Annotated in this window: 24 protein-coding genes; 9 read left to right on the top strand and 15 right to left on the bottom strand. The window is 64.9% G+C overall.

Annotated elements, in window-relative coordinates; all coding sequences use genetic code 11:
• The 7 genes from LQ955_RS13645 to LQ955_RS13615 all read right to left on the bottom strand — a co-directional run bounded on the left by LQ955_RS13645 (window position 1) and on the right by LQ955_RS13615 (window position 5,946).
• Window positions 1–735, bottom strand: a complete 735-nt coding sequence (locus LQ955_RS13645) for a ferredoxin reductase (RefSeq protein WP_231025050.1) — start codon at window positions 733–735, stop codon at window positions 1–3.
• 13 nt (window positions 736–748) lie between these two features.
• Window positions 749–1,345: a molybdopterin-dependent oxidoreductase gene (locus tag LQ955_RS13640; protein WP_231025049.1), complete on the bottom strand. Its 597-nt coding sequence runs from the start codon at window positions 1,343–1,345 to the stop codon at window positions 749–751.
• A gap of 111 nt (window positions 1,346–1,456) precedes the next feature.
• Complete coding sequence (locus LQ955_RS13635; protein WP_231025048.1) at window positions 1,457–2,836, bottom strand: cryptochrome/photolyase family protein; 1,380 nt, start codon at window positions 2,834–2,836, stop codon at window positions 1,457–1,459.
• A complete protein-coding gene (locus LQ955_RS13630) occupies window positions 2,833–3,375 on the bottom strand; it encodes a MarR family winged helix-turn-helix transcriptional regulator (protein WP_231025047.1) in 543 nt (180 codons plus the stop codon). The genes LQ955_RS13635 and LQ955_RS13630 overlap by 4 nt, the downstream gene beginning before the upstream one ends.
• A gap of 190 nt (window positions 3,376–3,565) precedes the next feature.
• A complete protein-coding gene (locus LQ955_RS13625) occupies window positions 3,566–4,312 on the bottom strand; it encodes a PIN domain-containing protein (RefSeq protein WP_231025046.1) in 747 nt (248 codons plus the stop codon).
• Window positions 4,313–4,399: 87 nt separating this feature from the next.
• Window positions 4,400–5,473, bottom strand: coding sequence for an SDR family oxidoreductase (locus LQ955_RS13620; protein WP_231025045.1), 1,074 nt, complete (start codon window positions 5,471–5,473; stop codon window positions 4,400–4,402).
• Window positions 5,470–5,946, bottom strand: a complete 477-nt coding sequence (locus LQ955_RS13615) for a MerR family transcriptional regulator (RefSeq protein ID WP_231025044.1) — start codon at window positions 5,944–5,946, stop codon at window positions 5,470–5,472. Before LQ955_RS13615 ends, LQ955_RS13620 begins: the two co-directional genes overlap by 4 nt.
• A 118-nt stretch (window positions 5,947–6,064) precedes the next feature.
• On the opposite strand from LQ955_RS13615, the gene LQ955_RS13610 reads away from it, so the two are divergent.
• Window positions 6,065–6,925 carry a helix-turn-helix domain-containing protein gene (locus LQ955_RS13610; RefSeq protein ID WP_231025043.1) on the top strand — a complete coding sequence of 287 codons (861 nt, stop codon included), beginning with the start codon at window positions 6,065–6,067 and terminating at the stop codon, window positions 6,923–6,925.
• On the opposite strand, the gene LQ955_RS13605 is transcribed toward LQ955_RS13610, so the two are convergent.
• The 3 genes from LQ955_RS13605 to upp form a co-directional block, all read right to left on the bottom strand.
• Window positions 6,922–7,278, bottom strand: coding sequence for a nuclear transport factor 2 family protein (locus LQ955_RS13605; protein ID WP_231025042.1), 357 nt, complete (start codon window positions 7,276–7,278; stop codon window positions 6,922–6,924). The two genes, LQ955_RS13610 and LQ955_RS13605, sit on opposite strands and share 4 nt — an antisense overlap.
• A 640-nt stretch (window positions 7,279–7,918) precedes the next feature.
• A complete protein-coding gene (locus LQ955_RS13600; protein ID WP_231025041.1) occupies window positions 7,919–8,671 on the bottom strand; it encodes a winged helix-turn-helix domain-containing protein in 753 nt (250 codons plus the stop codon).
• A 413-nt stretch (window positions 8,672–9,084) separates the two neighbouring features.
• Entirely contained in the window at window positions 9,085–9,717 is a 633-nt protein-coding gene (gene upp, locus LQ955_RS13595; RefSeq protein WP_231025040.1) for a uracil phosphoribosyltransferase, read from the bottom strand.
• A 98-nt stretch (window positions 9,718–9,815) separates the two neighbouring features.
• On the opposite strand from upp, the gene tadA reads away from it, so the two are divergent.
• Window positions 9,816–10,316, top strand: a complete 501-nt coding sequence (tadA, locus tag LQ955_RS13590; RefSeq protein ID WP_255713605.1) for a tRNA adenosine(34) deaminase TadA — start codon at window positions 9,816–9,818, stop codon at window positions 10,314–10,316.
• On the opposite strand, the gene LQ955_RS13585 is transcribed toward tadA, so the two are convergent.
• A complete protein-coding gene (locus LQ955_RS13585) occupies window positions 10,313–11,275 on the bottom strand; it encodes a cation diffusion facilitator family transporter (protein ID WP_231025039.1) in 963 nt (320 codons plus the stop codon). The two genes, tadA and LQ955_RS13585, sit on opposite strands and share 4 nt — an antisense overlap.
• A gap of 68 nt (window positions 11,276–11,343) precedes the next feature.
• Here LQ955_RS13585 and proC point away from each other — a divergent pair, with 68 nt between their 5' ends.
• Complete coding sequence (gene proC / locus LQ955_RS13580; RefSeq protein WP_231025038.1) at window positions 11,344–12,192, top strand: pyrroline-5-carboxylate reductase; 849 nt, start codon at window positions 11,344–11,346, stop codon at window positions 12,190–12,192.
• On the opposite strand, the gene LQ955_RS13575 is transcribed toward proC, so the two are convergent.
• Both LQ955_RS13575 and LQ955_RS13570 read right to left on the bottom strand, forming a co-directional pair.
• The gene (locus LQ955_RS13575) at window positions 12,189–12,881 is read right to left on the bottom strand and encodes a potassium channel family protein (RefSeq protein ID WP_231025037.1); all 693 of its coding nucleotides are present in this window, start codon (window positions 12,879–12,881) and stop codon (window positions 12,189–12,191) included. The two genes, proC and LQ955_RS13575, sit on opposite strands and share 4 nt — an antisense overlap.
• On the bottom strand, window positions 12,874–14,316 hold the full coding sequence (locus LQ955_RS13570) for a TrkH family potassium uptake protein (RefSeq protein ID WP_231028150.1): 1,443 nt from the start codon (window positions 14,314–14,316) through the stop codon (window positions 12,874–12,876). Before LQ955_RS13570 ends, LQ955_RS13575 begins: the two co-directional genes overlap by 8 nt.
• Window positions 14,317–14,422: 106 nt before the next feature.
• Between LQ955_RS13570 and LQ955_RS13565 the strand changes: the two genes are divergently transcribed.
• The 3 genes from LQ955_RS13565 (at window position 14,423) to LQ955_RS13555 (ending at window position 15,508) form a co-directional block, all read left to right on the top strand.
• The gene (locus LQ955_RS13565; RefSeq protein WP_231025036.1) at window positions 14,423–14,965 is read left to right on the top strand and encodes an ArsR/SmtB family transcription factor; all 543 of its coding nucleotides are present in this window, start codon (window positions 14,423–14,425) and stop codon (window positions 14,963–14,965) included.
• 88 nt (window positions 14,966–15,053) lie between these two features.
• Window positions 15,054–15,266 (top strand): helix-turn-helix domain-containing protein, encoded by a 213-nt coding sequence (locus LQ955_RS13560; RefSeq protein ID WP_231025035.1) that lies wholly within the window; start codon window positions 15,054–15,056, stop codon window positions 15,264–15,266.
• A 143-nt stretch (window positions 15,267–15,409) separates the two neighbouring features.
• On the top strand, window positions 15,410–15,508 hold the full coding sequence (locus LQ955_RS13555; protein WP_003792170.1) for a 30S ribosomal protein bS22: 99 nt from the start codon (window positions 15,410–15,412) through the stop codon (window positions 15,506–15,508).
• A 22-nt stretch (window positions 15,509–15,530) separates the two neighbouring features.
• Here LQ955_RS13555 and LQ955_RS13550 read toward each other — a convergent pair whose 3' ends face one another.
• Entirely contained in the window at window positions 15,531–16,337 is an 807-nt protein-coding gene (locus tag LQ955_RS13550) for an HAD family hydrolase (RefSeq protein ID WP_231025034.1), read from the bottom strand.
• Between the two features lie 118 nt (window positions 16,338–16,455).
• Between LQ955_RS13550 and LQ955_RS13545 the strand changes: the two genes are divergently transcribed.
• The 3 genes from LQ955_RS13545 to LQ955_RS13535 all read left to right on the top strand — a co-directional run bounded on the left by LQ955_RS13545 (window position 16,456) and on the right by LQ955_RS13535 (window position 17,932).
• Window positions 16,456–16,725: a glutaredoxin family protein gene (locus tag LQ955_RS13545; protein WP_231025033.1), complete on the top strand. Its 270-nt coding sequence runs from the start codon at window positions 16,456–16,458 to the stop codon at window positions 16,723–16,725.
• The gene (locus LQ955_RS13540) at window positions 16,722–17,021 is read left to right on the top strand and encodes a Dabb family protein (RefSeq protein WP_231025032.1); all 300 of its coding nucleotides are present in this window, start codon (window positions 16,722–16,724) and stop codon (window positions 17,019–17,021) included. The genes LQ955_RS13545 and LQ955_RS13540 overlap by 4 nt, the downstream gene beginning before the upstream one ends.
• A gap of 170 nt (window positions 17,022–17,191) precedes the next feature.
• On the top strand, window positions 17,192–17,932 hold the full coding sequence (locus LQ955_RS13535) for a UPF0758 domain-containing protein (RefSeq protein WP_231025031.1): 741 nt from the start codon (window positions 17,192–17,194) through the stop codon (window positions 17,930–17,932).
• 37 nt (window positions 17,933–17,969) lie between these two features.
• Here LQ955_RS13535 and aspS read toward each other — a convergent pair whose 3' ends face one another.
• Window positions 17,970–19,298 (bottom strand): aspartate--tRNA(Asn) ligase, encoded by a 1,329-nt coding sequence (aspS, locus tag LQ955_RS13530; protein ID WP_231025030.1) that lies wholly within the window; start codon window positions 19,296–19,298, stop codon window positions 17,970–17,972.
• Window positions 19,299–19,302 lie beyond the last annotated feature (4 nt).

Raw genomic sequence — 19,302 nt, 5'->3', positions numbered from 1 at the left:
CTAGGCGCCCCCGAAACGCTCGGTACGCACCCGTTCGGCGGGGTGGCCGAGGTCGACCATCCACATCGCGATGTTCTCGACAAAACTGTTCGGGCCGCAGATGTAGGTGATCGGGTTCTGCTCCGGCGGCAGGGTCAGTTTGATGACCTCGTCGCGGGTGAGCCTGCCGACCGAGCGAGCCCAGCCCTCGGGCGCCTCGCGAGTGTAGGCATAGTCGAGCATGACGCTGTCGTTCGACTGCTCTGCAAGCTGCATGAACTCGTCCATGTAGAACACGAACTGTGGCGCGCGCACCGAGTAGAGCAGCCGCATGGGCGTCGGATGCCCGGCAGCAGCATGGGTGCGCAACATCGACATCAGCGGCACGACGCCCGACCCGCCGGCGATGAGTTGCACGGGTTCGGGTTGCTCCGGTCGCCACACGAAGTATCCGCCGACGGGACCTCGCACCTCGAGCATGTCGCCCACCTCGACTCCGCGCACCAGGTACGGCGAGAGCTCGCCATCGGGCAGTTCTTCGACCGAGACCTCGACCAGGGCATCCCCATCTGTCGACGCCCCCGAGGCGATCGAGTACTCACGCGACGCCTGGTACCCATCGGGTGCGGTCACGCGGATGTCGAGGTGCTGCCCCGAAAGCTGCCCGGGCCACTCGTCGATCTTCAGTCGCAGCGAACGCGCTGTGGCGGTCTCTTCGTGAATCTCGGCGACGCGCGCCATGTGCCAGTCGACCACTAAGCGACCCTGCTCAACTGTATCTTTCTTCTTTCCAGGGATCGCCGATGTCGTTGTAACCGTACATCTCCCAGAAGCCGAGCTCGTGGTGATCCATCAGGGTCAGGCTGTTGAGCCACTTGGCGCTCTTCCAGAGGTAGAGGTGCGGGATGAGCAGCCGCGCTGGGCCGCCGTGCTCGGGGGCGAGCGGCTTGCCGTCGAACTCGAAGGCGACCCAGGCTTTTCCGCCGAGCAGGTCTGACATGCGCACGTTGGTCGTGTATCCGCCATAGCAGCCCGCCATCGCGTACGGAGTCGTCGAGGTGTCGACACCGTCGAGCAGCACGTCGAGGGAGACGCCGCGCCAGCCCATTCCGAACTGCGACCAGCGCGTGACGCAGTGCAGGTCGACGGTGAACTGCTCGATGGGCTGCGCCATGAGCGTCTGCCAGTTCCACGCTTTCAGGTCGCCGTTGCCGGCCCTGATCGAGAACGCCCAGTCGTCGAGGTTGATCTTCGGTGTCGGCCCGGCAGACAGCACCGGAAAGTTCGAGACCTCGTACTGCCCGGGCGGCAGCAGCGGGTTCGCGTCGCGCCGACGGCCGACGAAGCCTGGTGAAAAGATGCCCATGAGTTGCCCTTTCCGTTATCACCCCAATCTAGTGCGCCTCCCGGCGACTGCGCCAGAAAACAGGATGCCCGGCGGCGCTCGCACCTGGCCCCTCTAGGGCCACCTACTCGGCTACGATCCGCGGATCACGTCGTAGGCCGCGAGGGCGCGCTTGCGCGATTCGCCGAGGTCCACCATCGGGGCGGGGTACTCGTTCGTTGCGTACTCGGGCACGAACCGGGCCACGTACTCGCCGCGGGGGTCGAACTTCTTCTGCTGCAACTCGGGGTTGAAGACGCGAAAGTAGGGTGCGGCATCCACGCCCGACCCGGCCACCCACTGCCAGTTCATCGCGTTGCTCGCGGGGTCGGCATCGACCAGTGTGTCCCAGAACCAGGCCTCGCCGATGCGCCAGTCGAGCAGCAGGTTCTTCACCAGAAACGACGCTGCGACCATGCGGATGCGGTTATGCATCACGCCCGTCTGCCAGAGCTCGCGCATGCCGGCGTCGACGAGCGGGATGCCCGTGCGGCCCTGCTGCCAGCGCTCGAGTTCGTCGTCGATGGGCTTTCGCCACGGCATGGCGTTGAAGGCCGGGCGCATGTTCTCGTGGGTGATCTCGGGGAAGTTGTAGAGCAAGTGATAGGCGAACTCACGCCAACCGAGCTCACGCAGAAAGCCTGCGGCGCCAGGCGCCTGATGATCGACGGAGTGCCATAGCTGGAACGGGCTCATCTCGCCCCAGCGCAGCCGCGGCGACATTCGCGAGGTGGCGTCTTCTGCGGGGTGATCGCGGTCGTGCAGGTACTCGGCGAGCTTGTGCGCCGTGAAGTCACGCAGCTGGGCGTGAGCGGCCTTCTCGCCCGGCTGCCACGCGTCACGCAGGCCCCTGGCCCAGTCAGGATGCTCGGGGAGCAGGTGCCAGTCGTCGAGGCGCTCGGAGTGCGGATGCCCGCCCGGCGTTCCGAGCTTCGCCACCGTCTCGGCGCTGGGCGCCGGCAGCGGCTTGCGCGGCGCTGGAACGCCGAGGCAGGCCTTCCAGAACGGCGTGAAGACGCGGTAGGGCTGGCCTTGGCCGGTCTGCAGAGTCCACGGCTCGAAAAGTACGTTCGCCTGAAAGCTGCGTGCTTCGATGCCCTGGGCTTTCAGCTCGGCCTTGAGTGCGGTGTCGAGCTGGCGTTCGGCTAGTCCGTAGCGGCGATTCCAATACACGGCACCGGCGTTCGTTGCTGCCGCAAGTTCTGCGACGACCTCGGCCGCGGGGCCGGAGCGCAGCGTGAGGGCGAGGCCCCGGGCATCCAGTTCGCCCGCAAGCGCCACGAGCGAGTGGTGCAACCACCACTTCGACGCGTCGCCGAGCGGGCGGATGCCCTCGCTCACTTCGTCGAAGACGTAGACGCATACGATGCGTTCGCCGCGCTCGACCGCCGCGTGCAGGGCCGGATGATCGGCCACGCGCAGATCGTCGCGAAACCAGACGAGTGTGGGCGAGCCTGCGGTGCTCGGTGTCACGGCGCCCCGGGCGCGTCGGCCGCAGCACCGGGGTCTGACGCGTCGGGGTCGATGACGCAGTCGTCGTTTCCGCCGCTGACGCCGATGCGCAGCTTGTCGCAGAGCGCCTGAAGCTGGGCGAGTTCGTCGGGGTCGAGCGCCATGGTCATCTGCCCGGTGATGGAGCGGCCGTGCACCCGCGCGGCATCCCGGTACACCTCGAAGCCCTGGTCGGTGAGGGTGACGATGGTTCCGCGCCCGTCAGACGGGTCGACAGACTTCGACAACAGGCCCTTAGCGGTGAGGCGGTCGACGAGCCGCGAGACGCTCGGCTGCGTGAGCAGGGTGCGGCTGTTCAGGTCGCGAATGCGCATGCGCCGATGGGTTTGAATCGACAGGGTGTACATGACGTCGTACTCGGTGAGCGAGATCACATGCGAGGGAAAGTCTTCGGCAAGCTTTCGCATGACAGTGACCTGGGCGCGAAACAGCGCCTCCCATGCCGAAACCGGCGACACCCTTTCGATCGTCTTCTCGGCGACCCGCTCATTCTCCGTCATCACTGCACCTCTCCCATACAGATTAGGCCGCTCCAGGACCATACGGGCGTATGGATGCCCGGGGTTGACGTGTCGCCGATTCCGTAGCCTCGGGCAAGAGGGGCTGATCTGAGCGCAACTGGGGGATCTTCAGGGACGAAAAAACCCGGCCCCTGAGGGGCCGGGTGGTGTGGGTCCACAATACCAGTGATCACCACTCCGCTGGCTTCGTGATGCGAGAGCCAAGAGCCGGCGCAAGCTGATGCTCGTACCAGTCGGATGCCCGGAGTTGGTACCACCAGTGGTTGCCCACCCCGTCCGAAGAGTTAGCAGCCAGCTTGCCAGCTCGGTACCCCTTTGTCGGATTCACGAGACCGACAGGAACTCGGCCTCGCACGAAGGAGATCGGAAAGGCTAGATCACTGTCGTTCGAGATCACGACCGCCGCATCCAGGCCGCCGGAAAGAACATCAATGAGAAGGTGAGACGCGACGTTGACATCCGAGCCCTTTTCTTCCCGCCGGGCGACTGAGGCCATGAATCGCGCACCTGGCACGTCGTTTTCTGAGCCGTCTTGTACCATCAGTGGCCACCGAGGATTCGAGATCACCGGTTTGCCGTTGCGGCCGGCAATTGCCAACGGCGCGGTTGCGACGCGAGCGACGTAATTCCCGAAGCTGATGACGCTGGCCGACCCCGCGTGCTGGAGCGCCCTGAGATAAACATCCTGCTCCCGCTGGCCTTTCGGATTACTTGAGCCACTGACTCGAGCGGTGCAGAAAACGACGTCTTCGATCTCAGCGTCAGCCCACTGAGAATGCGTCTTGATCAGATCGACAACGAGGCCTCGAATGTCGAGCCATCGCCACCCTGCAGTAGATCGACCACAGATGCCACGACCTCCGTAGTAGAGATTGAAGCCATCAACATACACGCCGATCTTCACATAGATGAGCATAGATCATTAGTTGTGTGTTTAGAGACGGGCTTGGATCCCCGAGGCTTTGTTAAATGGATGCACGGGGTTGACGTGTCGCGCACAGAGCTACTCGGAGATCAGACCTCGCTCTGTGAGACTGTCAGCAGTATCGATGATCGTGTCGTCTGCTGACCGCGGCTGCCAGCCGAGCACGGTCTTGGCCTTCTGGTTGCTGATGACGGGGTTCTGGCCGAGTTGCCCTGCGGCCTCTTTCAGCCCCGGGTTCGTTTTCGCCGCCTCACGGACTTGGTCGTCGGTGAGTTCGAGGGTGGGGAGCTTCGCACCCGCGTCTCCGAGGTGTTGGGCGAGCAGTTGCGCGAGCCCGAAGAAGCTGCTGGATTCGTCGCTAGTGGCGATGAATCGTTGTCCTGCTGCGGCCGGGTTGGTCATGGCGAGGACGTGGATGTCGGCGACGTCGCGCACGTCGACGACACCGAAGTACATGCGCGGCACGGCGGGCATGAGCCCGTCGAGCATCGCCTTCACAAGACCGATGGATGTGGAGAGGTGGTCGTTGAGCAGCGGACCGAAGATGCCGGTGGGGTTGATGACGGTCAGTTCGAGGGCTCCGCCTTTGGCTTCGATGAAGTCCCAGGCTGCGCGCTCGGCGATGGTCTTGGATTTGATGTAGGCGGTGTTGTCGTCGTCGGGATTGGTCCAGTCGGCTTCGGTGTAGTCGGCGCTGGGCTTGCGGCTGTAACCGATCGCGGCGAACGAGGAGGTCATGACAACTCTCTTCACCCCGGCGTCCCGGGCTGCTGCCAAGACGCGGAGGGCCCCGTCGCGTGCAGGAACGATGATCTCGTCGTCGTTCTCCGGGATGGAGGGCGGGAACGGGGATGCGACGTGGAGCACGTAGTCGACACCGTGCGCCGCATCGGCCCAGCCGCTGTCAGACGCTAGGTCTGCGACTGTGAACTGCAGCCGGCCCTCGGAATCGATGCCGGATCCAGCAAGCGTAGCGAGCACCTCGCCTTCGCGATCTTTGGCGCGCACGGTGGTGCGGACTGTGTAGCCGTCGCGCAGCAGACGCGCGATGGTGTGGCCGCCGACGTAGCCGGTGCCTCCGGTGACGAGCACCGTGGTCTGGCTGGTCTGGCTGGTCTGGCTGGTCTGGCTGGTGGTGGAGGGGGTGTTCATGGTGTTCCTTTTGCTTGGGTTGAGATCTGTTCTGCTGCTTGGATGACGTCACGGGTTGCCTGAAACTCCGCATCCGCGTCTCCGCGATCACGGGCATCCCACATGTCGGCTTTGCGTTGGAGGTAAATGAGCCGCAGTTGGAGGCCGGCTATCTCGTCTGAAAGCCGGTGGGCGTGGGTGGCGAACAGTTCGCGCTGTTCGACGGCTGCGTCGTCTCCGCGTTCGAGGAGCCGGAGGTAGTGCCGCATGTCTTCGACACGCATCCCCGCCGATCGCAAGCAGCCGAGCGACTCGATCGTCTCCACGGTTCGTGTGGTGTAGCGGCGGTGCCGGCTGCTCTCGTCGCGTTCGATCGGCCCGAGGAGCCCGATCTTCTCGTAGTACCGCAGTGTGGGCTCGCTCACCCCAGTACGTCGTGAAACCTCCTGGATGGTGAACCGGCCGGGGGCCCGTTCTGTTGTTCGTGACGTCATGGTGCCAAGCCTCCGATACTTAAAGCGCTTCAAGTCAAGGCAGATTCGGCAAAGGTACGAAATTGATTCGTTCGGAGGCGAATCTTTGGTCACGGCGACCGCAACTACGCTCGGACATATGAACAGGTCTTCCGCTGACAACGTGCTCGGTGATTTTCTGCGGGCGAGCCGTGGGCTTGATCCTGACGAGGCGGGTCTTGTGGGCGGCAGGGGAACTCGTCGGGTCGCGGGTCTTCGCCGCGAAGAAGTCGCTGTGCTGGCGGGAGTCAGTGCGGACTACTACGCCCGCCTCGAGCAGGGTCGGGAACGCAGCCCCTCCTCCCAGGTTCTGGATGCGATCGGCCGGGCGCTGCGGCTGACCCCGGATGCACGAGGCCATCTGTATCGACTCGCCGGCATGAACCCCCAGCCGCGCGCCGGCCGTTCCCGCGATCGTGTCGACCCGTCGTTGCTCGTGCTACTGGACTCCTTTCCGGCTGCCGCGGCGTACGTGCTCGGGCCGTCATTCGACATCCTTGCGACCAACACCGTGGCTGCAGCTTTACTAGCGCCGTTCGACGATCCTCATGACGAGGCACCGCTGAACATGGTGAGGGTTCTGTTCCTCCACCCTGAAGCCAGATCGGTATTCGTGGAGTGGGCGACCGTGACGCGGGCGACGGTGCACGCCCTCCGGCTGAACGCAGGCTTTGATCCGCACGATCCCGCGATCGCCTCGCTGGTGACAGACATGCTCCAGGTGGAAGAATTCCGTGCACTGTGGGACGACCAGACGGTCGGCGGTCTGGCACGGGCGTACAAGGTCTTCGTGCATCCGCACGTCGGGCGCATCGAACTCACTTATCAAACGTTCGACGTGCGGGACGCGCCCGGCCAGCAACTGCTCGTCGGCACTCCCGCGCCCGGCAGCGCAAGCGCGGGCGCCCTGGCCCTGCTCGGGACGCTGCACGTGACGGAGACACGCGGGGCTGGGGCTTAGATTTCGTTGTTCCACATCTGGAACGAGGTGCATTTTCCGTCGTCATCGAGGGTGACGACCCAGAGGTTGTCGAACGTTCCCAGCTCCGTGTAGACGCCGGTGCCGCTGAGTACGAAGGTGTCGCCGGCGATCTTCAGCAGCTCCCAGGTGAACGTCCATCCACCCTCTTGCCATTTTGCGCGAAACTGCCAGCCGGCGATGATCGCCTCGCAGCCGATCCAGTCGGTCTCATAGGGCCGTTCGTGCTGCTCGGCATCGACGGTGAACAGCGCGGCGATGTCCGCCGGTGCGCACGTCGTCCACGCCGTGAGATAGCCGGCAACCCACGTCTCAACATCAGCCTTCTCAAGCATCTTCGAACCTTCCCTCATGGAGGCCCGTCCGGCCCACCATCAACACTGCCCGCTTCCATACCGGCGAGGAAGGGTGCGGCATCCTGGGTGCCGCGCACCTAGGACACCCCCCGCTCGTTCAGCGAGCCGTGGCGAGTGACGTGACGCGGGAAGGACTCTAGGCAAATCCTTAGGAAAATAACGATTGCATAACTTGCTCGTCGTTACGCAACCGTTATATAGTTCAAGAGCGTTAGTTGTTTGCTGTGGCAGCGAAGCGCGGAATGTGATTGCAGGACACTCTTGGTGCAAGGGAAAGGCCCGGTCGTTAGCCTCTACGACCGGGCCTTGTCTGTTCCGCTTTTGATTTGTGCGCCGCCGCGTTTTGATTCGTGCGCCGCCGCCTCTGCGGCGCACGACCGGCTCGCGCGCGACCGGCTCGGACGCTTAGGAGGTCGTTACGACGCAATAGCGGCAGCTATAACGGCCTTATTAGAGCTCTACCGCCCTCACGCTGTCCACGGGGCGGCGGCGCGCCAAAGCGTGGTCGATTGAACGCGGCGACGACGCTCGTCGCGTTCAATGGTGGTAGCGGCCAATACTGGGGAACGGGCATCCAGTCGCACTGCGCGCCGCAGAGGCGGCGGCGCGCCAATTCAATTCAGAACAGGTCGGGCGAAGGTGTGCTGGTCTGGCGCACCGAGACGTCGGCGTGGCGGTCGAAGCGGTAGCCGACGCCGCGAACGGTGCGCACGATGTCTTCGTAGCTGCCGAGCTTGGAGCGCAGACGGCGAACGTGCACGTCGATGGTGCGCTCGTTGGGGATGTCGTCGTCGCCCGAGCTCCAGAGCGCCGAGATCAGCTCGGCGCGCTCGATGGTGCGGCCCTCGCGAAGAACGAGGTACTGCAGCAGTTCGAACTCCTTGTAGGTGAGGTTCGCCGACTCGTTGTCGAGCAGTACGCGCTTGCGCGAGAGGTCGATGACGACGCCATCGTGTGCGCGGTCGGCGGGTTCGGGGGTCTGGCGGTGCTTGGCGAGAGCGGCGGGGTCTTGCAGGGCGAGGCGGACGACGTCGACGTCGCGTCCGCCTGAGCCGCGGGGAGCCAACGCCACGGCGGCGTAGGTCTCTGAACTCGGCGCGAGCTGGGCGACGAGGGCCTTGATCTGGGCGACGATCGAACCGAGCTCGGTGCCGTCGTGCTCGGCTTTCTCTTCGTCGATTCCCACGTAGAGCACGAAGCCGCGAGCCTCGGTGCCGGCGGGAACGGCGCGGATGTGCGGGGCGGCTCCGCCAGCGACAGGTGCCGATGCGGCTGCCGCACCGGTAGCGGCGGCGGGGTGTGCGGCTCGCGAAGCGACGGCAGGAGCGGTGTACGAAGTGGCGAGCGGGGTCTTGAGCTGGGCGATTGACACGGGAGAAGTCCTTTGGCGATGATGCGCACAGCCGTCAATGAGTGACGGAGCGTTCTGTGCAGAGATGTCGAGTGGCTAGACCCATCAGCGACGACGGGCCCGGGTGCGAGAGACCGGGATGTGGGTCTTTCGGGAGTTCGACCGGCAGGTGCGTCAGAGACGCGAGAGCGCTGCGGCCGAACTCAGCGAGGGGATGTCTTTGGTGAAGACGTTTCTCGTCAGCGACACATTCGACAGGGCATGGCAACGGCGCCGGGCATCATCATGCCGGCGTTCCCAAAGGCCGAAGCGGCAGCAGTGGAAGGCACGTTGTCATACATAACTTCGAGTAAAGCAAAAAACCGGCGTGCGCGTCAAATATTTTGCGCGATTAGCAGCATTAAAGTTTGCGAAGACACCAGAACGAGTGTCAGCTACGCGAGACCGTACAGGCGGTCACCGGCGTCGCCGAGGCCCGGCACGATGTATCCCTGCTCGTTGAGCCGTTCATCCAAAGCTCCGAGCACCAGCGTGACGTCGCGCCCCTCGGTGCGCTTTTCGAGCGCCGCGACGCCTTCGGGAGCGCCGAGCAGACAGATCGCCGTGACATCGATCGCACCGCGGTCGAACAGGAACTCGATGGCGGCCCCCAACGACCCGCCCGTGGCGAGCATCGGATCGAGCACGAAGCACTGCCGATCGGAGAGATCGTCGGGCAGCCGCTCGGCGTAGGTCGACGGCTTCAGCGTCTCTTCGTTTCGCACCATGCCGAGAAACCCGACCTCGGCCGTGGGAACGAGTTTGACCATGCCCTCGAGCATGCCGAGCCCGGCGCGCAGAATCGGCACCACGAGCGGGCGGGGCTCACTCAGCGCGACGCCGGTGGTTTGGGCGACCGGAGTCTGGATCGTGACCTCGTTGACGCGCACATTCCGCGTCGCTTCGTAGGCCAGCAGCGTGACGAGCTCTTCGGTCAAGGCGCGGAAGGTCGCCGACGGGGTGTTCTTGTCTCGCAGCACAGTGAGTTTGTGCGTGATGAGCGGGTGGTCGGCAACGTGTACTCGCATAAAGTAAACCTACCGTTCGAGGGTCGCTCAACGCAGGGCCGGGCGGTGCTTGACAGTAACGGGCGTCGAGGTTTCAGGAAGAGAGAGGGAGGCGCGAGGTGCACGACGCGGTTTTCCCGGCCTCCGCCCAACACGACCATTGGATGCTCGCTGCCCTCGCCGCGGCTGCCGGGGCCTCGCGTTCCGGCGATGTACCCGTCGGCGCACTGCTGCTCGATGCCTCGGGAGACGTTCTCGCGGTAGGCCGCAACGAACGGGAACAAGACTCAGACCCCACCGCCCACGCCGAGATCGTCGCCTTGCGCGCGGCCGCCCGCGAAGCGGGCACGTGGCAATTGCCCGGCACCACCCTAGTCGTCACCCTCGAGCCGTGCGTGATGTGCGCCGGCGCGATTCTCGCGGCACGGGTCGAGACGGTTGTGTTCGGGGCATGGGACGAGAAGGCCGGGGCGGCAGGGTCGGTCTACGACGTGCTGCGCGATCGCAGGCTGAACCACCGGGTCGAGGTGTTCGCGGGAGTCAGGGCTGACGAATGCGCCGCGCTGCTCACGGACTTCTTCCGCGGCGGCGACACCGCCAGGCCCGACGAACTCGACTAGTCCGACGCCTTGATGACGATCGCCTCGGTCGGCGTGGCAGGGTTGGTCTGCTCGACATAGACATCGGGTTCGATGTAGATGACCCGCGCAATGGGAACGGCCTCACGAATTCGCGCTTCGACCGCATTGATGGTTTTCGCGACGTCGTCGAGTCGGGCCGTGGCCGGCAGTGCGATCTTCGCCGCCACCATCAGCTCGTCGGGGCCGAGGTAGAGCGTCTTCATGTGGATCACGCGCTCGACGTCGTGGCCGGAGTCGATGGCGTCGTAGATCGCCGCCACGTCGACGACGCTCGCGCCCTCGCCGACCAGGAGGCTCTTGGTCTCGATGCCGAGAACAACGGCGACGGCGACCAGCAGGGTGCCGATCGCCAGCGTGCCGATGCCGTCGAAGACGCTGTTGTCGGTGATGATCGTGAGCAGAATTCCGACAAAAGCGAACGCCAGACCGGTGAGGGCCGCCACGTCTTCGAGCAGCACGACGGGCAATTCCGGAGCCTTCGCCCGCCGAACGAACTGCACCCAGCTCTGCTTTCCACGGGTGTGGTTGCTCTCTTTCATAGCGGTGCGCAGCGAGAACCCTTCGAGAACCATGGCCGCAACGAGCACGACGATCGGAACCCACGGAGCCTCGAGGGGGTGCGGGTGCGTGATCTTCTCGACTCCTTCGTAGAGCGAGAACACACCGCCGACGGAGAACAGGATGATCGAGACCACGAACGCGTAGACGTACCGCTCGCGCCCATACCCGAACGGATGCTCGATGTCAGCCTCTTTGCGGGACTTGCGGCCGCCCAGCAGCAGCAGCACCTGGTTGCCCGAATCAGCCAGCGAGTGCACGCTCTCTGCGAGCATCGACGATGAACCCGAGATGAGGAACGCGGCGAACTTGATGATGGCGATGCCGACGTTTGCGCCGAGTGCCGCCAGAATCGCTCTGCTGCCGCCCGATGTGCTCACGTGAGAGACCTGTTCTTTCGTGGTTGCTGAGAGTCGATGAGTGATCAACTCAATCCTAGGATGGTCGCATGACCGAGTCTTCGAACGTTTCGCTTCCCGCCGTCTCCATTCTCGGAATCGGGTCGATGGGTCGCGCGATTCTGAGCGGACTGCTCGCTCCGAATGTGAATGTCGACGGGCCCATCCGCGTGACCAACCGCACCGCCGCAAGCGCCGCACGGCTTCCTGAAGACAACCGGGTGAAATCCCTCATCACCGACGACAACCCGAAGGCCAACCTCGACGCAGTTGAGGGCGCCGATATTGTGCTCGTCGCGGTCAAGCCCTACATGGTGGCCGATCTGCTCGACGAAATCGCTCCAGCGCTGAAGCCGGGCGCGGTGATCGTCAGCGTCGCGGCCGGAGTCACCGTGGCCACGTTCGAGCAGCATCTGCCCAGCGAGGTGGCGGTCATCCGCTCGATGCCGAACACGCCGGCGAGCGTGGGCCGCGCCGTCACGGGGGTGAGCGCGGGCACGCGCTCGACGGCCGCACAGCTCGACGTAGTGAAGCGCTTGTTCTCGACGGTGGGGGAGGTGCTGGAGGTAGAAGAATCACAGCTCGATGCTCTCAGCACCATCTCTGGCTCAGGGCCCGCATACGTGTTTCTGTTGATAGAAATGCTGACGGCCGCGGCTGTGGAGAAAGGCTTCTCCGCTGAGCAGGCGGCTCTGCTCGTGAACGGCACCTTTATTGGTGCAACCGAGCTCCTGCGCCAGTCGGGTTCCACGCCCGAACAACTGCGCATCCAGGTCACCAGCCCGAAGGGCACCACCGAGCGCGCGCTCTCTGTGCTGCAGGATGCCCACCTCGACGACCTCTTCATCGAGGCCACTGACGCGGCACTGGCCCGAGCTCGCGAACTCGCTGCCGGCTAGCGAGCCAAGCGCGCAAACGCGTCGACGTCTGCGGCGGTACCCGCCACCACGATGAAGTCTTCCGGCCCTACAACCGTGTCTGAACTGGCGTAGACGAAGGGCGCGGCGGGCGACCGCACCCCCACGATCGTGACGCCGTACTTACGCCGCAGCCCGAGCGTCTGAATCTCGGCTCCCTGCGCCACGAGCGGAGGCCGCAGCTTCGCGACCGAGAGCTCATCGTCGAACTCGATGAAGTCGAGCACTTGCCCCGACACCAGGTGGGCCAGCCGGTCGCCCGCCTCCGCCTCGGCGTAGATCACGTGATTGGCACCGATGCGTTCGAGAATCGTGCCGTGCGAGGGCGACATGGCCTTCGCCCAGATCTGCGGAATGCCGAGGTCGACCAGGTTCGCTGTGATGACCACGCTGCCCTCGAGCGAAGCCCCGACGGCGACGATCGCCACCGAGAAATCGCGCCCGCCGATCTGTTTGAGAGCATCGAGGTCACGGGCATCCGCTTGTACCGCGTGCGTCACCTTGTCGGCCCACTTCTGCACCAGCAGCGGGTCGGTGTCGATGACGAGCACCTCGCGGCCGAGCTGTTCGAGCTTCGAGGCGGCCGCCGAACCGAATCGGCCGAGCCCGATGACGAGCACGGGCGCGTCGACCGGTACGCGACGAGGATGTGACGGGGACTGCCTAGCCAACGATCGGCCTCTCTTCGGGGTTCAGGTACAGCTGCCGGCTCTGCCGCGAGGCCAGGGCCGCCGCGAACGTCACTGTACCAATGCGACCCATGAACATGACGCCGGCCATGATGTAGATGCCCGCGTCGGGCAGTCGGGCGGTGAGTCCGGTCGAGAGCCCCGAGGTGCCGAACGCCGAGATCACATCGAAGAGCACATCGTCGAGCGAAGCGCCGGTGATCTGCAGAATGACGATGGTCGCGACCGCCACCGTGGTCGCACCCCACAGCACCACGCTGACCGCCAAGCGCAGAATGTCGACCGGAATACGCCGGCGGAACGCTTGAATGGGATCGTTGCCGCGCGCCTCGGCGACCGCCGCCAGAAACAGCACGGCGATCGTCGTCACCTTGATGCCGCCGGCGGTAGAGGCCGAGCCTCCGCCGATGAACATCAGCATGTCGGTGACGAGCATGCTCGACCCGTTCAGGTGATCGATGTCGATCGTGGCGAACCCGCCCGACCGGGTCATCGTCGACAAGAACAGCGACTGGAACAGCTTGTCGCCGAACCCGAGCGGTCCGAACGTGCCCGGGTTCGAGAACTCGAGCCCGAAGTAGACCAGCGCGCCGCCGCCCAGCAGAATCAGCGAGGTGATCACAGTGAGCTTCACGTGCAGCGACCAGCGCTGCCGCCCGCGCGTTCGTATGGCCCGTGAGAATGCGTAGATCACGGGGAATCCGATGCTGCCCAGAAACACTCCCAGCATCAGGATGCCCAGAAAGTAGTAGTCCGTTGCGAACGGCGTGAGCCCCTCCGCGTTGGGAGTGAACCCCGTGTTGGTGAACGCCATCGCCGAGTAGTAGAAGCTCTGCAGCGCGGCCTGCACCGGGGGGATGCCCGCCACGAGCATCCGCGGAAAAATCAGTACAGCCAGCACGAACTCGATGACGAGGGCGCTGACCGCGACCGTGGCCAGCAGGCCGCCGACGTCGCCGAGGCGCACCGCCGCCCGCCCGCCCGAGACGTTTCGCGACGGATCGGCTTCGCCCGCCGCCAGCAACCGTGAGCGCAGCCCGAGCCGCCGCGAAATGACCAGGCCGAGCAGCGAGGCGACCGTGAGAACCCCGAGGGCGCCGATCTGCACTCCGATATAGATGAGCACCTCTCCGAAGAGCGACCAGTGCGTGGCCATGTCGACGGTCGAGAGCCCGGTCACGCAGATCACCGAAACAGCGGTGAAGAGTGAATCGGCGAATCCCGTGCCTCTACCGCTGCTGCTCGAGATCGGCAGCGTGAACAAGAAGGTGAACAGCGCGATCAAGAAGAGAAAGATGAGCGTGGCGAATCGGGCCGGCGACCGGCCCGAGAACGAGTCGACGGCATCGCGAACGCGAGTGGATGCCCGGGGGCCGCTATACCGGGGCCCCTTCACCGCACGACGAGGGTCGGGCATCCGCTGGCCCTCCGGCATGCGCACCCCTGCCCTGTCGTGTACAGGCTCCAGCTTGGCACCGCGCACGCAGATGCCACAACACGCCGAGAGCAACTACCCTGTAGCCATGGCCGACATTTTCTCTGTGATAGCTGACCCCACGCGGCGCCACGTGCTCTCGCTGCTTCTGGAACGGTATGTCGCGTCAGACATCGACGACGCTGCAGCAGCAGAAGGTGCGGAGGGCGCGAGCGCGCCCCTCGGCGAGGTCAGCGTGTCAGAGCTGGTGGCGCTGCTCGAGCTGAGTCAGCCGACCGTCTCGAAGCACCTCAAAGTGCTGCGCGACTCCGGCCTCGTCACCGTTCGTGAGGTGGGCCAGCACCGCTACTACGCGCTCGACGCGGCTCCGCTCGAAGAGGTCGAAGACTGGCTCATTCCGTTTCTGAGCGCCGACTTCGACGAAGGCCTCGACGAAGACGGCCTCGATTTCGAAGACGAACTCGACGAGCTGGTGTCGAAAGCCGAGGCTGCCGTGACGTCGGCCAAGTCTTCGGCCGCGAAGGTCGGCGAGGTGGCCGGCCAGCGCGCCGCAGCCGCCGCGGAACGTGCCCGCGCCCTGTTCGGGGGGGCTGCGCGGCGTTTTCCCACCATCGCTCGAGGCAGCGACTGAATTCGCTTTACAGCGACTCACACCTACCCCTAGAGTTACCAGTTATCACACAGGTAACACCAAGCCGCCGACCGCGAGACAGGAAGCCATGCCGAACGACTTGTCGGATGTTCGTTTTCTGACGGTCGCCGAGGTGGCCGACATGATGCGGGTGTCCAAGATGACGGTCTACCGCATGGTGCACTCGGGTGATCTGCCGGCCATTCGCTTCGGGCGTTCGTTCCGCGTGCCCGAGACGGCGGTGCAGAGCGCCATCGAAACGCCGGCCAGCCAGCACGGCGAGACCGCGTCGCAGGCCTGACCGGGCATCCGCCGGCCCCACCAGGCGTCGGCTGGCGGGCTGACGCCAGCAGACACGCCGTGGTGCGCTAGACTGCTCCGAGGCAATTTTTCCTTCTCGGCCGCGTGTTCTGCGTAGCCCAACCCAAATCTTGTGAGGTATCAGTGGGTTCCGTCATCAAAAAGCGTCGTAAGCGCATGGCCAAAAAGAAGCACCGCAAGCTGCTGCGTAAGACGCGTCACCAGCGTCGCAACAAGAAGTAGAGCACCGCTTTCGAAGCATCTGTCATCCCTTCGCACCGCGTGGTGTGCTGGGGGCATCTGCTTCGAGGTTCGGTTCTGCTTCGGGCGTCAGACCGTGAGGTCTGGCGCTTTTTGCGTGTCGCCGCCATTTCAGGCGCAACACCGGCCATCCTCGGGTCGTCGCTTCTCGCAGTAGCGCTGCGTCGGCGTTCACGGCGACCGGATGCCCGACCGCGCTCAAGAGCGGCAGGTCGTTGCTCGAGTCGGAGTACGCCCAGCAGTCTTCGAGGCGTGCACCGCTGGAGTTGGCGAGCCGGGCGGCAGCGTCGGCCTTCTCTTCTGCGTGCACCATCGGCCCGTCGAGACGCCCCGTGAACACGCCGTCGACCGTCTCGAACCGGGTCGCGCATGCGCCGGTGAAGCCGAGCCGTTCGGCGATCACCTCTGCCACGATCTCTGCGGTCGCCGAGAGCAGCCAGACCTCGTGGCCGTCACGCAGATGCTTCTCGGCGCGCTCGACGACCTCGGGCCACAGCCGGGCCTCGATCTGGCGTTGGTAGACCTCTTCGCCGAGCTCACGCAGTTCGGCCTCGGTGTGACCGGCGAGCATCTGCAGGGTGCGGCCCTTGGCCTTCTCGGTGTGCCGCATGTTCTCGCCGACAGCGATGAACCGCGCCTGCTGCCAGGTGAACGAGAGCACGTCAGACAGCTTCAGCAGTTTGAGACGCCAGGCGCCCATGCCCACGAGATACACGGTGGCGCCGCGAATCAGAGTGTTGTCGATGTCGAAGAAGGCGATGACCGGGGGCTCGGCGGCGTTTCCGTGGTTCGTGTCGACGTCGCGCGTCATCGGTTCCCCTTCTGCTTTTCTGCCGTTCCGCTGTGCAGTGCTGGTGACGAGGCGCTCGCGGTCGTCATCTGGGTACTCGTCGATGCTATCTCGCCGCAGCGCCGCGTAGGCTTGACGGGTGCCCCGCGCTGAACTCACCCTCATCGGCAAGCCTGGCTGCCATCTCTGCGACGACGCCCGCGACGTGATCAAGGCCGTGGTCGCCGCCGTCGAATCGCGGGCCGATGCGCCCGAGATCGTCATGAGCGAACTCTCGATTCTCGACGATCCGGCGCTCTTCGACGAGCACGTCGAAGACATTCCGGTGATCATGATCAACGGCAAAGTGCACACCTTCTGGCGGGTCGACCCGGCTCGTCTCACCACCGCCTTGTTAGGGGTTTCATGATCCGCCACATCGTCACGTTCAAACTGGCCGCCGAATCGGCCGAGCAGCGCGCCGAGCAGGCGGCCTGGATCGCGGCACAGCTCGAGTCGCTGATCCCGCTGATTCCCGAGATCCAGTCGCTCAGCATGGGCATCGACGTCAACGTGACGCCGGGCAACGCCGACGTGGTGCTCGTCTCGGAGTTCGCCGATCATGCGGCACTCGACACCTACCAGGTGCACCCCGATCACGTGCGCGTGAGCTCGGGCATCAAGCCGCTGGTCGCGGTGCGTGCGGCCATCGACTACGAGGTCTGAGTCACTCGACATCGGAGTCTTTCCGCATCTGAGTAATTCCGCATCTGAGTTTCTCCGCATCGGAGGTTCTCCGCATCTGTGGTTCTCCAGAGGCTTGCTTCGCGCGGGAGTTGTGCACAGATCTGAGCTGAGGCCCAGGGCGGCGGATGCCCGCTCGGTAGCGTTTGGCCATGAAATCGACTCGCGAATCACTCTGGGCCGCCCCGCCCGGTGACCGTCCGCGCGAAAAGCTGCAGCGCCTCGGCCCCGCGGGGCTGAGTGATGCCGAGCTTGTGGCGTTGGTACTCGGCACCGGCCTGCCGGGCGTGAACGTGCTCGACAGCGCCGCATCCCTGCTCGCCCAGGCTGGCGGGGTGCATGAGCTGATGGTGATGACGGTGCGCGAGTTGCGTGCGCTCATGGGCGTCGGCATCGCGACCGCAGGGCGGGTGGTCGCGGTGTCGGAGCTCTGGCGCCGCGCCTACGACCCGCTTCCGGGCCGGCAGATCGAGCAGCCCGGCGACCTCGTCGACGTGGTGCGTGCGTTCGTCGCGATGCGTACGCCGTCTCCGCCCCCGTCGCTGCCGTCAGCGTCGCCGTCGACCTACGTCGTGGTGGCCGACGACGAGCTGCGGGTGCGAGTGGTGGTCGCACTCGCGCACGGTGAAGGTGACGGCACCGGTGAGAGCATTCCGTCTGTCGTTCCGCGGGTGCTGCACGAGGTGCTCTACCGGGGTGGCAGCGCGTTCGCGCTGGCGGTTGTCGAGCATCCGAGTGTCGTAGCGGCGGGCGGGCGAGGGCTGGTCGGTGAGGAGCGGCGCGAAGAGCTGCGGGCATTACGCGACGTGATGAAACTGGCCGCATCGACGGTGGGCCTGCGCTATCTCTCCACCGTCGTCATCGCTGCGACCGATTGGACCGTCGTTGACTGAGCGAACTCTCCCCCGCGTCGGCGCGCGGGCTCCTGCGCTAGGGCTGCAGGCGGGTCGGGCCGCGAAAGAGGTACGTGACCTCGCGCAGGTTGCCCTGGTGCAGCATGAGCATCAGCACACGGGCGAGGCCCATTCCGAAACCGCCGTGCGGCGGCACGCCGTAACGAAAGAAGTCGAAGTAGTAGTCGAGTTGTTCGGGCTCGAGGCCCTTCTCGACAGCCTGCGCCTCGAGAACGTCGACGCGGTGCTCGCGCTGCGCCCCGGTCGTGATCTCGGTGCCGCGGTAGATGAGATCGTAGCTCTTGGTGAGGCCCGGGTTCTCGTCATTGCGCATGTGGTAGAACGGCCGGATGCTCGCAGGGTAGTCCGTGAGAAAAACGAACTCGTGACCGAACGTCTCGTACGCATACGCGGCGATCTGCCGCTCGCCCTCGGGGTCCATGTCGTCGTCGTTGCGGTCGACCACGTGTCCGCGCGCTGCAACGATCTCTTTTGCCTCGAGCAGCGGAATGCGCGGGAACGGAATGCTCGGCACCACCACGTCGACGTCGAAGAGCTCTTTGATCTCGGCGCCGTGTTTGGCCGCAACCGCGGTGAAACCGGCGACGAGCAACTCTTCTTGCATACGCATGACGTCTTCGTGGCTGTCGATCCAGCTGATCTCGGCGTCGACGCCCGTGTACTCGGTGGCATGCCGCGAGGTGAACGACGGGTCGGCGCGGAACACCGGGCCGATGTCGAAGATCTTGCCGAAGCCGGCAGACTGCGCCATCTGCTTGAAGAACTGCGGGCTCTGCGCGAGGTATGCGGTGGTGTCGAAGTAGTCGAGCTTGAACAGCTCGGCGTTCGACTCCGACGGGCTGGCCATGAGCTTGGGGGTGTGGATCTCGACGAAGTCGTGCTCGATCCAATACGTGCGAAAGGCGTGCTCGAGCGTCGTCTGAATGCGGAAGATGAGCGCGTTGCGCGGAACGCGCAGGTCGAGAAAACGCCAGTCCATGCGCTTGTCGATGCCGCTGTCGGGTGCGATCGGCGTCTCGGGGTTCGCCAGCGTGGCAACGGTGAGCGAGTCGAGCTTGACCTCGATGCCGCCGAGCTTGACTCGCTCGTCGTGCTTCAGCTGGCCGGTGACGCTGACGAACGACCCTTGAGTGAGAGCCGAGATCGTGGTGGCGGGCTCGTCGGCGATGACCACGCCGTCGGCGTCGGAGTTGCGCGGGTTGACGAGCTGAACCGCACCGCTCTCGTCGCGCAGAACGACGAACTGCACCTTCTTCTGGTCTCGAACGGTCTCGACCCAGCCCGAAACGCTTACGGGGCCGTCGTTGAGAGCAGCGAGATCTTTGATGAGTACACGTTCAGTCACGGGG

Origin of the sequence: Subtercola endophyticus (assembly GCF_021044565.1) — a bacterium.
GTDB lineage: Bacteria > Actinomycetota > Actinomycetes > Actinomycetales > Microbacteriaceae > Subtercola > Subtercola endophyticus.
The sequence above is the reverse complement of the archived record's forward strand: the minus strand, read 5'-3'. Positions and strand labels throughout refer to the sequence as shown.

Bases quoted from the DNA above. Each gene is read 5' to 3' on its own strand.
- LQ955_RS13640 (WP_231025049.1), bottom strand. From the start codon at position 1,345: ATGGGCATCTTTTCACCAGGCTTCGTCGGCCGTCGGCGCGACGCGAAC.
- upp (WP_231025040.1), bottom strand. From the start codon at position 9,717: ATGCGAGTACACGTTGCCGACCACCCGCTCATCACGCACAAACTCACT.
- LQ955_RS13535 (WP_231025031.1), top strand. From the start codon at position 17,192: ATGAAATCGACTCGCGAATCACTCTGGGCCGCCCCGCCCGGTGACCGT.
- LQ955_RS13610 (WP_231025043.1), top strand. From the start codon at position 6,065: ATGAACAGGTCTTCCGCTGACAACGTGCTCGGTGATTTTCTGCGGGCG.
- LQ955_RS13630 (WP_231025047.1), bottom strand. From the start codon at position 3,375: ATGACGGAGAATGAGCGGGTCGCCGAGAAGACGATCGAAAGGGTGTCG.
- LQ955_RS13570 (WP_231028150.1), bottom strand. From the start codon at position 14,316: ATGCCCGACCCTCGTCGTGCGGTGAAGGGGCCCCGGTATAGCGGCCCC.
- LQ955_RS13620 (WP_231025045.1), bottom strand. From the start codon at position 5,473: ATGAACACCCCCTCCACCACCAGCCAGACCAGCCAGACCAGCCAGACC.
- LQ955_RS13565 (WP_231025036.1), top strand. From the start codon at position 14,423: ATGGCCGACATTTTCTCTGTGATAGCTGACCCCACGCGGCGCCACGTG.
- LQ955_RS13615 (WP_231025044.1), bottom strand. From the start codon at position 5,946: ATGACGTCACGAACAACAGAACGGGCCCCCGGCCGGTTCACCATCCAG.
- LQ955_RS13550 (WP_231025034.1), bottom strand. From the start codon at position 16,337: ATGACGCGCGACGTCGACACGAACCACGGAAACGCCGCCGAGCCCCCG.
- proC (WP_231025038.1), top strand. From the start codon at position 11,344: ATGACCGAGTCTTCGAACGTTTCGCTTCCCGCCGTCTCCATTCTCGGA.
- LQ955_RS13625 (WP_231025046.1), bottom strand. From the start codon at position 4,312: ATGCTCATCTATGTGAAGATCGGCGTGTATGTTGATGGCTTCAATCTC.
- LQ955_RS13560 (WP_231025035.1), top strand. From the start codon at position 15,054: ATGCCGAACGACTTGTCGGATGTTCGTTTTCTGACGGTCGCCGAGGTG.
- LQ955_RS13540 (WP_231025032.1), top strand. From the start codon at position 16,722: ATGATCCGCCACATCGTCACGTTCAAACTGGCCGCCGAATCGGCCGAG.
- LQ955_RS13605 (WP_231025042.1), bottom strand. From the start codon at position 7,278: ATGCTTGAGAAGGCTGATGTTGAGACGTGGGTTGCCGGCTATCTCACG.